Here is a 14,651-nt window from a genome sequence, read left to right as displayed (position 1 = left end):
ATGGCGACGCATGGCGCCATCGTCTCCGGGCCGGACGCACAGGTCTGGCGTCCGCTGGGCCAGGTGCTCGGCGCGCCCCTGGCTGTGGATTGGGCTGCGAGCCACGCTAGCTATCCCACCGCGGTGCCCTTGGGCGGCGACCGGGTGCGGGTCTATTTTTCGCCGCGCGATGCCGCCGGACGATCTTGCTTGGCCAGCATTGAACTGTCGATCCACGGCCGGCGCTGGCAAATCGTCGAACCGGCCCGCGGACCGCTGCTGCAGGCCGGCCGCCGCGGCGCTTTCGACGCGGATGGGGTGACGGTGGGCTGCGTCGTGCCGCGGCCCGGCTGCTGGCTCGCGTACTACCTGGGGTGGACGCTGGGCGTGCGGGTACCGTTTACTAACTTTATCGGCCTGGCCGTCTCGGGCGACGAGGGACGCAGCTTCGTCAGGCATTCCATTGCCCCGGTCGTGGGCCGCAGCGAGGCGAATCCCTACAGCCTGGGCTATCCCTGGGTCCTGCAGGAAGGCGCGCAATGGACCATGTGGTTCGGCACCCATCTTGAATGGGGCGAAGAAGGCCTGGAAATGCAGCACGTGGTGAAGTCCGCCAGCTCGCGGGACGGGCTGGCATGGCAACCGTCGCCCGATGTCGAGGTCGGCCTGGCTGGATCGGCGGATCCCCTGGAATTCGCGGTTTCACGGCCTTGCGTGGTTCCTTGGGGCCAGGGGCGGCTGATGTGGTACGCCAAGCGCCACCCGGGCTATCGGCTGGGTTTTGCCTACGCAGGACCCGACGGCGTCTGGCGCCGGCGGGATGACTGCGTGACCTTCGCCGGCGAGCCCTCACCCTGGGAGGCGAGCGAGCGGACCTATCCCTGCGTGTTCCGGATGGGGGACGATTGGTACATGCTGTACAACGGCGATGGCTACGGGCGCACGGGTTTCGGCCTGGCCCGCCTGGAAAATCCGGAGGCCTTGCCGGCATTCCCGGCCTGATTCATCGGCACTGTTGCCGCGACAGTGTCAGCGGCCCGAAGTGCTGGACGGCCAAGGCTTGCAACTGGCCATGGCGGTGCTCCGCGCAGTAGGCGGCGAGCCGCGCGATGTACGCGTCGTTGGCCAGTATCGGCATGCCTTCCGGCGATTGCAGGCGCTCTGGAAATCCCCTGCCGGCCAGCTGCTCCGCGCGGGATACCGCGAAGGGCGCCAGGGTGAAGACGCCCAGTCCGTAGAAGCGCTGGCCTTGCACCGCTGGGTCGTTGCGGAGCACGCCGTACATGGCTTCGAACGGATAGTTTGCGCCCCAGATCGCCACCGTCTCATGAGGAAAATCCGCAAGAGCCGTGCGCAATTCCCGCGCTCCGGCCGCCATGGTGCCGGCCTGCGAAAGCACCATGCCCAGGTTCAGCGTGCACGCTGCCGCGATCGCAGTCGTCAGCAACGGCCCCGCGCGTTGCGCAGGCCGGGCTGCCAGCAGCGGCGCCAGCAGCAAGGCGGCGATCAACGGATAGTAGACATGTAAGGTGCCGGGCCGTCCGGCCAATCCCAGGCAGAACACCGCCAGGACGCAAAGCGCCCATGAAATGGCGGCGCGGCGGCTGCGGTATGCGATCGCCAAGAGCGCGGCGAGCGTAAGCAGCGGCACAAAATCGGAATACCAGAGCATCTGCACGCCAAGCAGCGCTTTGCTCAGGGAGTCGCTCTGGGCCGGCAGCGGCCCGAGATCCCGGAGCATGGCGCTGAGCTTCTCGGGATCCGCAACGTCCGGATCGACGAAGAACCAGTGTTTCAACAGTTCCAGATCGTTGTGCGTATAGCCGTAGCGCGTCAGGATGTCCGGGCGATGCTCCAGGCTGTCGAGGGCGCCGAAGTCGGTGAAGGCGGCGCGTGGCAGATTGAGCGCATTGAAAGCAGTCCATTCCGCGCCTTTATACGACTGCCTGTCGAACCAGGTTGCGCAGACGAGAATGCCGGCAAGCAGGACCAGCGCCAGCCGGCAGGGCCAGAGACCGGCAAGCGTGCGCCACGGCAACAGGGGCAAGCCCAGGATCAGCACGATGAGCGCCTCGTGGTTGCGTTCAAGAAAGCCAGCGAGGAACAGCGCGCATCCGGCCGCCAAGGCGGGCCACGAGCGGTCGCGGGCATACAGGCGCCAGCATGCAATGGCTGCCAGGCTGAGCAGGCCTGCGTTGATGGTGAACTGCGGAAACAGGGCGGGGCGGGCCAGGATAAGTGCGCAGACCAGCAAGCCGGTCCAGAAGCCCGTTTCCAAGCGCCACAGCACGTACAGGAGGGTGCTGCTGGCGATGACCAGTGCGGTCAGGCTTGCGATCGAGTAGCCCAGCACGCCGTGGACCGCGGGTATGGCCCGGACCAGATAGCCCCAGAGGACGTTGGAGAAGAACAGGTTCGGCGACCCGTGGTCGGTCAAGCCATAGCCATGCGCAACCATCGACATGGCGATGTCGTCGTTGGTCATCCAGCGCGGATCGGCATATTGGTACAGCAATGCCATCATCATGACCGAGGCCAGCAGGGCTGCCGCCAGGGCCGGGATGCCGCGCAGGCGCGTGGGGGCAGCCACGCTTTGCGTCAGGCCTCGGCCAGGACGCTGCGGATTACGCGGTCCTGGTCCGGCTCCGAGAGGTCCGCATACATCGGCAGCCGCAGCAGCGCGCGCGTGACGTGGTCGGTGACGGGCAAGGTTCCGCTGGCGCGGCCATATTGCTTGCCGGCGGGCGAGTCGTGCAGGGAAACGTAGTGGCTGGCCGCCTGGATGCCGGCCTGTGCCAGGGCCCGGTGCATGCGGGTCTTCGCCTGTTCGTCGTTGAAGACCAGGTAGTAGATGTGGCCGTTGTGCGTGGCCGCGGCCGGGATTGACGGCCGCCGCAGTTTGCCGGCCGCTTCGAGGCCGGCGAAAGCCTCGTGATAGCGCGACCAGGCGGCGACGCGGCGCGCGTTGATGCTGGCGCTGTGCTCAAACTGAGCCAGCAGAAAGGCGGCCGTCAGATCGCTGGGCAGGTATGAGGAGCCGAGTTCCTGCCAGGTGTATTTGTCGACTTCGCCGCGTAGGAAGCGCGAGCGGTCCGTGCCCTTTTCGCGGGTCACTTCGGCGCGTTCGCCTTCGTGCTTCGAGCGCGTCAGCAAGGCGCCGCCTTCCCCTGCCACGATGTTCTTGGTGCCGTGGAAACTGAGGGTGCCGTAGTCGCCCAGCGTGCCTAGAGCCTGGCCGCGCCAGGTGGAGCCGAAGCCTTGCGCCGCGTCTTCAATGATCTTCAGTCCGCGTTCGGCGGCGATGGCGCAGATGGCGTCCATGTCGCAGCCCACCCCTGCGTAGTGCACCGGCACCAGCGCGCGGGTGCGGGAGGTAATGGCGGCTTCGATCCGGGTCTCGTCGAGGTTGAGCGTGTCTTCGCGTATGTCCACGAATACCGGCACCGCGCCGCGCAACGCGAAGGCGTTGGCGGTGCTGACGAAGGTGAACGAGGGCATGATGACTTCATCGCCCGGACGCAGGCCGCAAAGCAAGGCTGCCATCTCCAACGCGCCGGTGCAGGAATGCGTCAATAGCGCCTTGGCCGTGCCCAGGTTCTGTTCCAGCCAGGTATGGCATTGGCGGGTGTATGCGCCGTCGCCGGTCAGGTGGCCGCTTTCGATCACCTGCGCGATGTATTGGAGTTCGAGGCCGGTCTTGGGGGGACGGTTGAAGGGTATGGGTTCCATGGGCGCGGCGGATCGATGCGAGGGATCAGGGGTTCAGATTGCTGACGGTCAGGCCCACCATGATTATGGCGATGCCTGCGAGACGCTGCCAGCCCAGGGCTTCGCCGAAAAAAAAATGGGCGCTCACCACGATGACTGGGTAGATCAGGCTGGTCAGGGGATAGGCGATGTTCAGGGGCAGCTTGGTGCTCGCCAGCGTCCAGCACACGAACGAGATGCCGAAACACATCATCGCGAAGACGGCCAGCGGCGACAGCAGCGCCTGGACCACGAACATCAGCTTGCCCCACAGATCCGCGGGCAATGCGCCCATGCGGTTTATCTGCATGCGGAAAGCGAGCACGGAGGCCGCGGACGCCACGATCATGGCGCCCAGCAGCAGGAAGGCGGTAAGTCGGCTCATCGTGTGTCGCGGACCAGGCGGCGCAGGTAGTCGGAGTAGGCGTTGTTGCCATAGCCGTCGGCCAGGGCCAGCAGCGCGGCGGTATCGATCCAATGCTGGCGCCAGGCGATTTCTTCCGGACAGGCAATTTTCATGCCTTGCCGCCGCTCGACCGTCGCCACCAGGTTTGCGGCATCGAGCAGCCCGTCGGCGGTGCCGGTGTCCAGCCAGGCGAAGCCGCGGCCGAGCCGTTCGACATAGAGCTCATCCAGTTCAAGGTAGATCCGGTTCAGGTCGGTGATCTCGATTTCACCGCGCTGCGAAGGCTTGAGCGACCGGGCGAACTCGATGACCCGGTTGTCGTAGAAGTACAGCCCCGTCACGGCGTGGTTCGATTTCGGAACGGCGGGTTTTTCCTCGATGCTGATTGCCCTGTCGTTCTGGTCGAACTCGACCACGCCGAAAGGCCGGGCGTCCAGCACGTCGTAACTGAACACCGTCGCGCCTTGCGTGCGCCGGTTCGCGTGGCTGAGCGCGGTCGAGAGGCCTACCCCATAGAAGATGTTGTCGCCCAGAATCAGTGAGACTTCGTCTTTGCCGATAAATTCTTCGCCGATCAGAAAGGCATCGGCCAGCCCTCGGGGGTGATCCTGCTCCGCGTAGGAGAGATTCATGCCTATCGGCGCGCCGTCGCCTAGCAGCTCGCGAAAGCGCGGCAGGTCCTCGGGTGTGGAGATGATGAGCACGTCCCTGATGCCCGCCAGCATGAGCACGGACAAGGGGTAATACACCATGGGTTTGTCGAACACCGGCAGCAGTTGCTTGCTGATACTGCGCGTAATCGGATAGAGACGTGTGCCTCTGCCGCCCGCGAGAATAATGCCCTTTCGCACGGTCATGCTCCTGGTTGCAATGCGTTAGCCGGCATGGGTTCTGGAGAAAAAGCTGCGAGTGCTCGGAATCCCCGGCCAAGGCGAAAAATTCTACCTTGATACGTCGTCCGGAGGCACTGAGGATCTTGCTGCCTAGCGTCCGCGGCGGGGCAGAAGTCCCAATGCCAGGGCGGTGCCGGCGAGAATGATGGCGGCGCCGGCTAGGATCGGGGGCGTCAGCGTCTCGCCGAGAAACCAGACGCCCCACAACAGTCCGAAAATAGGGACAAGGAACGTGACGCTGACCGCGCCGGTCGGCCCCACGTTGGCGATCAGACGGAAAAAGATGATGTAGGCCGCGCCGGTGCAGACGACGGCGAGAACGGCGATAGCTTGCCAGGCTTTGAACGAGACCGGCTGTTCCGGCCAGGCCGCGATGGCCAGGGGCAACAGCAGCAGGGACGCGGCCAGCATGCTGCCGGTTGCGTTTACCAGCGCGTCCACGCCTGTCAGATAGCGCTTGGTCCAGTTGGCGGCAATGCCGTAGAAGATCGGAGCGGAAACCGCGGCCAGCACGGCCAGCCCGGAACCGCCGTCGCCGAAATCGAGCTTGTCCCACACCAGCACCACGATGCCGCTCACGCTGATGAGCAGGCCGAGCGCGCGCATGCGAGGCAGCCGGTCTTTCAGCCAGAGCCAGCCGATCATGGCGCCCCAGACTGGGGTCACGGCATTGGCGACAGAGAGGAAGCCGGCGCCCAGGGACTGGGCGGCGTAGGCAAATAGCAGGAAGGGTAGCGCCGCATTGAAAGCGCCCACGACCAGGATGGCCCGCCAGTGGCGGGCGATCAGGGGCAGCTTGCCGCGCCAGATGGCGGCGGGCAGCAGGAACAGCGCGGCCAGGCCGACCCGCAGCTCGATCAGGGCGACCGGCCCGAATTCGGGCACGGCGATGCGCATGAACAGAAAGGAGCCGCCCCAGACGGCAGCCAGGAGCAGCAGATCCAACAGATCGCGTTGACGCATGTTCAGTCCCGCGAGGGGAGGTTATTTGCGGTTGGTGACCAGATTCTTCATCTTGACCCGGTGGGCCAGCAGGGCGCAGGTCAGGGACAGGACGATACACAGGATCAAACCCGCGCGCACCCCGTTTAATACCGTGCTGTGGGAAATGATGATGCCGACCACCGCCGTGCCCAGCGCGCTGCCGATGGCGCGGGTGGTCTGGACCAGTGCCGACGCCACGCCCACGTCGCGCCGCTCGCTCAGCATCTGCATGAACAGGGTCAGGTTGGGCAGCAGGAAGCCCAGCGCGCAGCCGTTGACGAAGAAGGCGGCCAGGATCCACCAGGCGGAGGTGCCGGGCGAGATCAGCAGCACCATCAGCGAGCCGGCCGCCAGCAGACAGCCGCCGAACACCATCAGGCGCTGCGGCTCGGTCTGCTTGGGGAACAGGCGGCCGTTGATGATGCTGCCGACGGAAATCGCGGCAACCAGGGGCGTGAGCAGCAGCCCAGCCTCGCTGGGGGTGTAGTTCAGCACCTGTTGCAGCAGCAGCGGGCTGTAGAAGATCAGCACGAACATGACCGCGCCCACCATCATCGCCGCCAGGTTCAGCAGGCGCGATTCCGCGCCGCCCAGTACGCGCAAGGGAAAGATGGGCGAACTCACGCGGCGCTCGATCGGAATCAGGATGGCGATCGCCGCCACGCCAATCACGGCCAGCAGCAAGCCCAGCATGGGGTGGGCATGGTCGCCGCTGGCGAAGGCCAGCTCCAGCGCGGCCAGGGGCGCGCCCACGGCCAGGACCAGCAGGATGGCGCCCAGCCAGTCGACCTTGCGGCTGCCATCGTGCATGGGGCGGATGCGGGGGAAATAGCGGGCCAGCAGGAAGAACGCGCCTGCGGCTGCGATTGGCGCAATGAAGAAAGCCGCGCGCCAGCCCAGCGCTTGCGTCGCCGCCCCGCCCAGTACCGGGCCGATGCCGCTGGCCATGGCGAACGCCGCCGACACCAGCGCCATCCAGCGCACCCGCTGCTTGGCGTCGGGGAACAGGTCGGCCGGCGCGGCGAACGCCGTCGCGATCATCATGCCGCCGCCTATGCCCTGCAGCGATCGGAAAATGATCAGTTGCGTCATGCTCTGCGACAGGCCACAAGCGATCGAGCCCAGCGCCACGATCAGGACCGACAGCAACATCAGGGGCTTGCGGCCGAACATGTCGCCGAGCCGGCCGAATATCAGGATGGACGCGGCAGTGGCCAGCAGATAGCCCGTTCCGACCCAGGCATACAGCGCCATGCCGTTCAGCGCCTCCGCCACGCGCGGCAGGGTGGTGCTGATGATGGTGGAATCCAGGGCAGCCAGGACGACGGTCGCCGAGACCCCCGCCATGCCCATCAGCAGGTCGCGTCGTGTATGAGCAGGGGTGGAGGCGGTTGGGGGCAGGGGTGCGTCAGGTGGCGGCGTCATGCCGCAGAGCATATCACCGGCGCGTCAGGGATTTCACTTATAGAACGCGTGATAGCCCCAGAAAACCGCGATGACCAGCACCACCACGATCCAGGACCAGCGCGAATTGGACAGTCCGCGTGGTTCGGGCTCGGGAGGGGGCGGCGGCGGCGCGAGGCGGGGCTGCGCGGCCATGTAGTCGATGAAGGCGGCGAAGAACTTCTGGATGATCTTGTCGCCGGCCTTCAGCAGCATTCCTTCGCCGTACTCGGCCAGCTTGCCGCCGGTCATGCAGGCGACGGTATACGCAACCCGCGTGCCTTGGTCCTTGGTGCTGAGATTGATTTGCGCGGTGCCGATGGCCAGGCAGGCGGCGCGGCCCTTGCCTTCGAAGACCAGCGTGCAGCTATTGTGAGGGTCCACGTCGGACATCAGGATTTCGCCGTCGTAATCGGTGTCGATTCCGGCAACCTTGGCGTGGAGCTTGACGGCGTACTCGGTCGGGCTGAGGCGGGAAACCTCCACACAGCCCGGTATGCATCGCTGCAGCACGGCGGGATCGGTCAGGGCATCCCAAGTCTGGTGTTGGGTTGAAGGAATCCACTGGGCATCGGCTATGCGCATGGCTGTCTCCTTGCTTGGTACAGTCCCGTCTTTATTGTGGACCCAATCCGCGCAAATTGCCAATATCGGCCAGCTTGAACCTGGGCGCCCATCAAGCCGCGCGGGGCAGGCAGAGTAAAATCGGCGCCTGCCCGTCCGCCCTGGCCGGCGTCCATTTCACCTGTAATGCCCATGACTATTCTCGTTACCGGAGGCGCTGGCTTCATCGGAGCCAACTTCGTGCTCGATTGGCTGGCTCAAAACGACGAACCAGTAATCAATCTGGACAAGCTCACCTATGCGGGCAATCCGCAGAGTCTCCACGCGCTGGACGGAGACAAGCGGCATGAGCTGGTCGTGGGCGACATAGGCGATGCCGGGCTGGTCGGGGATTTGCTGAAGCGCCATCGGCCGCGAGCGGTCATCAATCTGGCGGCAGAGTCGCACGTGGACCGTTCCATACACGGGCCGGAAGCGTTCATTCAGACCAATATCGTCGGCACGTTTCGATTGCTGGAGTCGGTAAGGGCCTATTGGCACGAAATGGATCCCGCGGCGCGCGCCAGTTTCCGCTTCCTGCACGTGTCGACGGACGAAGTCTATGGTTCGTTGCCGCCGGATGCCGACGCGTTTACCGAAACCCATCGGTATGAACCCAACAGCCCCTATTCGGCGAGCAAGGCCGCCAGCGACCATCTTGTGCGGGCCTATCACCATACCTATGGCTTGCCGATACTGACGACGAACTGCTCCAACAACTATGGTCCTTTCCAGTTTCCGGAGAAGCTGATCCCCCTGGTGATCGCCAACGCGCTGGCTGGAAAACCCTTGCCTGTTTACGGCGATGGCCAACAGATACGCGATTGGCTGTATGTGCAGGATCATTGCAGCGGTTTGCGCCGTGTGCTCGAGGCGGGGCGCGTGGGCGAGACCTACAACATTGGCGGCTGGAACGAGCGTCCGAACCTGGAGGTGGTCCAGGAAATCTGCACGTTGCTGGATGCGCTGCGGCCTCGGGCGGATGGCGCTTCGTACAAGCGCCAGATCGCTTTCGTCAAGGACCGGCCCGGCCATGACCGTCGCTACGCCATCGATGCATCGAAGATGAACGATGAGTTGGGCTGGCGGCCCGCGGAAACGTTTGCCACCGGCTTGCGCAAGACGGTGCAGTGGTACCTCGCCAACGGCCGGTGGGTGGAAGACATCGTCAACGGCGCCTATCACCGGGATTGGGTAGACAGGCACTACCGCGCCTAGCTTTCCCGCGGATCGCCCGGCGCGCTGTCATGCCGTGTCCGATCACTCCAGATACATTGCCGTTTTAGCAGGAGCCTCGCGTTCATGAGGCCCGCGGTGGGGGCGGGATCAGTTCGCGGGAGGTATCGCTGCGCAGCAGTATCCGCCCTTGCGGATGACATGCAAGACGGAAAGGGCTGCAGGCAGGTAGCCGCACTGGGTGATCGCACCTGGGGACTCGAGCCCCTGTAGGAAGCGGATGAGCTTCTCGCCAGGCAGATCGGCGCCATATGCCAGTTCCGACACATACAGCGCGTGGATTGGCCGGCGCAGGTGACTGAAGGCATAGTAGGTCAAGTGGTCCACAACCAGGTGCTCGGCCCCGTCCCCGCGGATGCCGCATTGATTCGCAAGCTCCCGTATGGTCTCGCGCCGCTGGTCGAAGCCCAGCGCGGGGACGGACAGCCATTGGTCGGGCACCGAGGCTTCGGGCGGATTCGAACGTTTCCACACTTCTGGCGCGATATACGCTGCGAAGATCGCCATGCTAGCCAGCGCGAACAACAACCATGCGCTTCGCGCCAGTTGCAGGCCTGGCCGAGCCAGCCACGCGGGTGCACGCGCGGGCATCGCGAGCAACAGCATCATGAGGACTAGAGGCAAAACCTGAGCGGCGCCGTAGAAGAACCAATACTTGAAGAAAAAGAAATTTGCGCACAGTCCCAGCGCCAGGGCGGCTGCCAGCAGCGGCTGCGGCGTTGCCGGCTTGCCGCGCAGCCAGGTGGCCGGCAACCACAGCAGACCGGTGGCCAGCGTGCCGAAAATGGCGACCTCCACCAGGATCTGGATGATCGAATTCATCCACGTCGCCGCCGCGGGGACCGCCATGGGAGCCAGCCAGCCGGATTGGAAGGTTACGGCAAACAAGGCGTGCTCAGCGATTTTGCCTGGCGCGCTCAGCAGATTGCCGATGCCCTCCAGGAGGAAGGCCACCGGGGCTTGGAACAGCAAGGAAGGACTCAGGAAATTGCTGGACAGCGTGGCCTGGACGCCCGGCGCTTCCGGGCAATTGGACACCGTCGTGCCCCAGCGGTACGTCGTGTAGGAAGTCCACAACACCCAGGCGACGAGCAGCACGCGTATGGCGGGATGGCGGCGGCGGGTCACGAGCCAGGCCGCCAGCAGCACCACGGGAGCGAAGAAAACGCTCTTCGGATGAACAAAAAAGAACGCGGAAGCCACCGGAAAATAGAGCACGGGCCAGATCCACGGCGCCTTCGCGTCGTGCCGCGGACTTACTGTCGCGGTCATGCAGAAGAAGATCAGGCCCAGGGTCAACCATTGCTCGGGCCGGGACATGACCCAGAGGAAGGGAAGGGCACCCAGGGCAAGCAATACGATCAGCACGGACAGCAGGCTCAAAGCACCCTGCGTGCTGCGGGTGCTGCGCCGCGCCCAAAGGCCGAAGCCGGCCAGCATGACCAGTGCCACGGCCACTCCCGCCAGCCGCAGGCCCAGGGGAGGAAGGTTGCCGTATAGCGCGGAGAAAAACGCGGCGCCGGGATAGAACGCCCAAGGCAGGGGGGAACTGAACGCCGCCCGGCATTGGGGGAAGAAAGAGGAGAGTACGCCGTCTGGCTCAAAAAACCTGGCCTGCCCCCATTTTGTGACCACCTCGTCCGAGTACAAGGGCAGGCCCGCGCCGGCGATCAGCAGGGCGGCGAAGCCGGCCAGGACCACGAGGGAAAGCAGATCTCCTACCAGGATCAGGCGGCCTGCGGGCCGGGGCGCCGCAGTGTTATTGGCTATCATATGCGCGGAGAGGATGGGATCACTGGCCTGGCGCGATTATACCGACGAGGCTGGGCCGCTTCGTACCGGCCTGTGAGCGGCTTTTCGCTGTACGATGCGCCCGTCGCACAAAAGCTGGAACGCCTAGAATTTTGTATCTTTGATGAACATCGACATGAATATTGGACGACCCGATTGCTCCGCATTCCCGACGGGAGGTGCAGTTTGCGTACGTTGATTGTCAGCCAGTATTTCTGGCCCGAGGGTTTCCGGATCAACGAGATCAGCAGCACTTTGGCCGAGCGCGGGATGGAAGTCGATGTTCTGACCGGTAAGCCGAACTATCCAGAGGGAAAGATCTATTCGGGCTATCGGATGTCCGGGGTGCAGCAAGAGCAGTTCCACAAAGTGAACATCATGCGGGTACCCTTGATTCCCCGCGGCAAGGGCAAACTCCGCTTGACCCTAAACTACCTGTCGTTCATATTTTCCGGCCTGTTGTTCGGACCGTGGATAACGCGCCGCAAGTCCTACGACGTAATTTTCATATGTGCCTTGTCGCCGTTACTGCTGGCCATACCCGGCTTGCTGCTGGCGAAAATCAAGCGCGCGCCCGTGGTGATCTGGGTTCTGGATCTCTGGCCGCAGAGCCTGTCGGCAACGGGCCACGTCAAGAACCGTTACGTGCTGAGCGTGGTCGAGCGGATCGTGCGGTTCATTTATAGCCGTGCCGATCTGATACTTGTCCAGTCGGAGGCGTTTGTCGAACCGATACGCAAGCTGGCGCCGGGAAAACCCATTGAGTACTATCCCAACTCCGTCGACGATAGTTTTTCGCGGACGCCCACGGAGGCACCGCCTGAAGTGCCAGGACTCAATGGCGAATTTGTCGTCATGTTCGCAGGCAATATCGGCGCCGCGCAAGCTGTGGAAGTGATAGTCGGTGCTGCCGCGCTACTGCGTGAACATCCGGCAATCCAGTTCGTGGTCTTGGGGGGCGGCAGCAAGCGGGAATGGATGTTGCAGCAAGTGGCGGCGCTGGGCCTGGAAAACCTGCACCTGCCCGGACGTTTTCCGGTGGAAACCATGCCCGCGTTCATGCAGCGCGCCTCGGCTCTGTTGGTGACGCTGGCCGACCAGGAAATCTTTGCGGCCACCGTTCCCAACAAGGTGCAGGCCTATATGGCATCGGGCAAACCGATTCTGGCATGCCTCAACGGTGAAGGCGGGCGCTTGGTGGAACAGGCGCAGGCGGGCCTCGCCGTGCCCGCGGAGGATGCGGAGGCCTTGGCCGCTGCGATACAGCGTTTAGCCGAGATGCCGGAAGAGGCGCGAGCGCGCATGGGCGAAAATGGCCGGCGCTACTACGAGCAGCATTTCAACCACGAGCGGCTGGTAGATCAACTGGTCGGCGTGCTCGAGACGCTATCGAGCGAAAATTCAAAGGCGGCCTAAAGCCGCCGTATGATGCTGCCTGAATGGCAAAGGCGCCCGGGTACGATCGTCACCAGGGCAATATCGATTCTGCAAGAGAAAATAGTGAAGAGAGTATTTGACCTGCTGCTCAGTCTGTTCGCAGCCCTTGTGCTGCTGATACCGGTGATTATCGTGGCGCTTCTGGTAAGGCTGACTTCGCCTGGCCCCGTGCTGTACTGGAGCGACCGGGTAGGGCGTAACAACCGCATTTTCAAGATGCCGAAATTCCGCAGCATGAAAGTGGATACGCCGGCCGTTGCGACGCACCTGTTGCCGGATCCGGCGGCCTGCTTGACTCCGGTCGGCGGATTTTTGCGCAAGAGCAGCTTGGATGAACTGCCGCAATTGTGGAGCATCATCGTTGGCGACATGAGCTTTGTCGGCCCGCGCCCCGCGTTGTTCAATCAGGACGATCTGATTGCCTTGCGGACCGAGGCGGGCGTCGATGCGCTCACGCCGGGACTGACGGGATGGGCTCAGGTGAATGGCCGCGACGAGCTGCCCATACCGGACAAGGTCCGCCTGGACATTGAATACATGAACAGGCGGTCCGTGTGGTTCGATATCCGCATCCTCTGGCTGACCTTCGTCAAGGTGTTGCGCCGGGACGGCGTTTCACATTGATGTGGGCAACTGGCTTTTCTCCGAGCCATTGCCCCGGAAGAACCACCGGCAGGCGGAATAGATGGCCAGGGGAATCAAGGTCCAGATGAGCCCGTGGTCATAGAATATGGGGCCTTCTCCGGGTACCTGGGAAAAATGATATCCCGCAATGGCTCCCATGATGCCGAAGGCGCCGACCGTCGCGCTGGCGGTAATCGGGAGACAAGTGATCAGCCCCATGACGATGGACGCGCAAAGCATGGCGAATAGGGCTATCGGCCACCCGCCGAGCGAATAGCCCGATATGTGCACGGCCGCGGGCGCGGTGCCACGCCCTTCGAATCCGTCGCGGCCGAAAACCCGGGTATAGATGAAGGTGCTGGGACGACAGGCGGGGCCGCGGCGCGCCTGGGCCAGAATGCCGCCGCAGACATAGCCTTCCTCGGTGAACACTTGATAATAGAAGGGGTACAGGATCGCCATGCGGGTGAGGCCCGAGAACAGCGTCTCGGGGGCCCGGGTGAACGCCAGCTTCGGCGTATCCAGGGCCTCGCTCAATGCACCCTTGTCTTGGCGGGCTTCGGGCAAGGTTGGAGCCTTTTCCTGTGGAGCGGTTATTTCGGGTAGGTGGGCACCACTGGACGTATCTGCATAGCGAAAGACATGGCTGGAAATCAGCAGGTAGGTCGCGAACAACACCACGGTGCCGATGGCCGCCTTGATATATGGGCGCTTTTGGCTGTGTGCGAAGACCGTCAGAATAAGGCCTGCGGCAAACACCAGGAAAGGCCACTTCATGTTCAACAAGACCATGTACGTGGCGACCAGGCTGGCCACGATGACGGTCGTTACGCGCCAGAACATGGTCGGCGAGCGAATCCATCGGATTTGCGCGTATACAGCGAGGAACGGCAGGATGGACATCAGGACCGCCATGGTCCAGAAGCGCAATCCGCTGAGTATTTGAAACCGTATTTCAACCGACGATACGGCATCAGTGCCCGTGCCATATAGCGAAAATGCCTTCGCCTGCCACAAGTGGTATCCCACATGGCCTAAGGCGAGGCCCGTCACTACCAGATAATCAATACGGCGGATTTCGGGAATGCGCTCGCACAGCCGCTGTACTGGTTTTTCCAGAAAACGCCGTATCAGAATGACCACTATCGGGGTCATCAGGAAAGGCAAAAATAAAAGCAGCCAATATAGTGGCGAAAATAGCGTTGGAAAATCGTAAATAACCGCGTAGGCGGGGATTTTCTGTAGTTGATGTCGACCAAATGGGGTCGTGAAAAGCAGGTTTCCGAGAACTACGGTAATAAAGAAAGCCGATAAAAAAATAATCGGCGACATATTCCTGATAACCCAGGGTCGTAGCGTGTCGTTTTTCAATCTAAACTTCCTAGCTTGCGAGCTCTTGCGGGAGTATAGGCAAACGTCCCTCCGCTACGTACTGTCTAATAGTCCTAAACTGTAGCGAAGTGTTAGGGCTAGGATGCGCTTGTTGTAGGCGAAAGACAAGCGGCGTA

General features: G+C 63.1%; 13 protein-coding genes. 4 read left to right on the top strand and 9 right to left on the bottom strand.

The features are described 5' to 3' along the window. Complete coding sequence (locus HWY37_RS19605; protein WP_176089690.1) at positions 1-981, top strand: glycoside hydrolase family protein; 981 nt, start codon at positions 1-3, stop codon at positions 979-981. Position 982: 1 nt separating this feature from the next. Here the strand turns inward: HWY37_RS19605 and HWY37_RS19600 are convergent, their stop codons facing one another. From HWY37_RS19600 to HWY37_RS19570, 7 genes are all read right to left on the bottom strand, one after another. After that, complete coding sequence (locus tag HWY37_RS19600) at positions 983-2,464, bottom strand: hypothetical protein (RefSeq protein WP_176089689.1); 1,482 nt, start codon at positions 2,462-2,464, stop codon at positions 983-985. 113 nt (positions 2,465-2,577) lie between these two features. Next, entirely contained in the window at positions 2,578-3,708 is a 1,131-nt protein-coding gene (gene rffA, locus HWY37_RS19595; RefSeq protein WP_176089688.1) for a dTDP-4-amino-4,6-dideoxygalactose transaminase, read from the bottom strand. Between the two features lie 25 nt (positions 3,709-3,733). Further along, positions 3,734-4,111 (bottom strand): DMT family transporter, encoded by a 378-nt coding sequence (locus tag HWY37_RS19590; RefSeq protein ID WP_175208206.1) that lies wholly within the window; start codon positions 4,109-4,111, stop codon positions 3,734-3,736. Next, on the bottom strand, positions 4,108-4,989 hold the full coding sequence (rfbA, locus tag HWY37_RS19585; protein ID WP_175208205.1) for a glucose-1-phosphate thymidylyltransferase RfbA: 882 nt from the start codon (positions 4,987-4,989) through the stop codon (positions 4,108-4,110). The genes HWY37_RS19590 and rfbA overlap by 4 nt, the downstream gene beginning before the upstream one ends. A 126-nt stretch (positions 4,990-5,115) precedes the next feature. Next, positions 5,116-5,988, bottom strand: coding sequence for a DMT family transporter (locus HWY37_RS19580; protein ID WP_175208204.1), 873 nt, complete (start codon positions 5,986-5,988; stop codon positions 5,116-5,118). Between the two features lie 21 nt (positions 5,989-6,009). Then, complete coding sequence (locus HWY37_RS19575) at positions 6,010-7,434, bottom strand: MFS transporter (protein WP_373418158.1); 1,425 nt, start codon at positions 7,432-7,434, stop codon at positions 6,010-6,012. Between the two features lie 33 nt (positions 7,435-7,467). Beyond that, the gene (locus HWY37_RS19570; RefSeq protein WP_175208203.1) at positions 7,468-8,037 is read right to left on the bottom strand and encodes an SRPBCC family protein; all 570 of its coding nucleotides are present in this window, start codon (positions 8,035-8,037) and stop codon (positions 7,468-7,470) included. A 171-nt stretch (positions 8,038-8,208) separates the two neighbouring features. Here HWY37_RS19570 and rfbB point away from each other — a divergent pair, with 171 nt between their 5' ends. Next, a complete protein-coding gene (rfbB, locus tag HWY37_RS19565) occupies positions 8,209-9,273 on the top strand; it encodes a dTDP-glucose 4,6-dehydratase (RefSeq protein WP_175208202.1) in 1,065 nt (354 codons plus the stop codon). A gap of 108 nt (positions 9,274-9,381) precedes the next feature. Here the strand turns inward: rfbB and HWY37_RS19560 are convergent, their stop codons facing one another. After that, positions 9,382-10,992 (bottom strand): hypothetical protein, encoded by a 1,611-nt coding sequence (locus HWY37_RS19560; protein ID WP_176089687.1) that lies wholly within the window; start codon positions 10,990-10,992, stop codon positions 9,382-9,384. Positions 10,993-11,268: 276 nt separating this feature from the next. On the opposite strand from HWY37_RS19560, the gene HWY37_RS19555 reads away from it, so the two are divergent. Beyond that, positions 11,269-12,498 carry a glycosyltransferase family 4 protein gene (locus HWY37_RS19555; protein WP_175208200.1) on the top strand — a complete coding sequence of 410 codons (1,230 nt, stop codon included), beginning with the start codon at positions 11,269-11,271 and terminating at the stop codon, positions 12,496-12,498. A gap of 84 nt (positions 12,499-12,582) precedes the next feature. Then, on the top strand, positions 12,583-13,143 hold the full coding sequence (locus tag HWY37_RS19550) for a sugar transferase (protein ID WP_176089798.1): 561 nt from the start codon (positions 12,583-12,585) through the stop codon (positions 13,141-13,143). Here the strand turns inward: HWY37_RS19550 and HWY37_RS19545 are convergent. Then, on the bottom strand, positions 13,135-14,514 hold the full coding sequence (locus HWY37_RS19545) for a hypothetical protein (protein ID WP_175208199.1): 1,380 nt from the start codon (positions 14,512-14,514) through the stop codon (positions 13,135-13,137). The genes HWY37_RS19550 and HWY37_RS19545 overlap by 9 nt on opposite strands. Positions 14,515-14,651 lie beyond the last annotated feature (137 nt).

Origin of the sequence: Achromobacter anxifer (assembly GCF_903652925.1) — a bacterium.
Lineage (GTDB): Bacteria > Pseudomonadota > Gammaproteobacteria > Burkholderiales > Burkholderiaceae_B > Achromobacter > Achromobacter anxifer.
The sequence above is the reverse complement of the archived record's forward strand: the minus strand, read 5'-3'. Positions and strand labels throughout refer to the sequence as shown.

Coding starts and splice junctions, on each gene's coding strand:
- HWY37_RS19605 (WP_176089690.1), top strand. CDS start 1: ATGGCGACGCATGGCGCCATCGTCTCCGGGCCGGACGCACAGGTCTGG.
- HWY37_RS19600 (WP_176089689.1), bottom strand. CDS start 2,464: ATGACCAACGACGACATCGCCATGTCGATGGTTGCGCATGGCTATGGC.
- rffA (WP_176089688.1), bottom strand. CDS start 3,708: ATGGAACCCATACCCTTCAACCGTCCCCCCAAGACCGGCCTCGAACTC.
- HWY37_RS19590 (WP_175208206.1), bottom strand. CDS start 4,111: ATGAGCCGACTTACCGCCTTCCTGCTGCTGGGCGCCATGATCGTGGCG.
- rfbA (WP_175208205.1), bottom strand. CDS start 4,989: ATGACCGTGCGAAAGGGCATTATTCTCGCGGGCGGCAGAGGCACACGT.
- HWY37_RS19580 (WP_175208204.1), bottom strand. CDS start 5,988: ATGCGTCAACGCGATCTGTTGGATCTGCTGCTCCTGGCTGCCGTCTGG.
- HWY37_RS19575 (WP_373418158.1), bottom strand. CDS start 7,434: ATGACGCCGCCACCTGACGCACCCCTGCCCCCAACCGCCTCCACCCCT.
- HWY37_RS19570 (WP_175208203.1), bottom strand. CDS start 8,037: ATGCGCATAGCCGATGCCCAGTGGATTCCTTCAACCCAACACCAGACT.
- rfbB (WP_175208202.1), top strand. CDS start 8,209: ATGACTATTCTCGTTACCGGAGGCGCTGGCTTCATCGGAGCCAACTTC.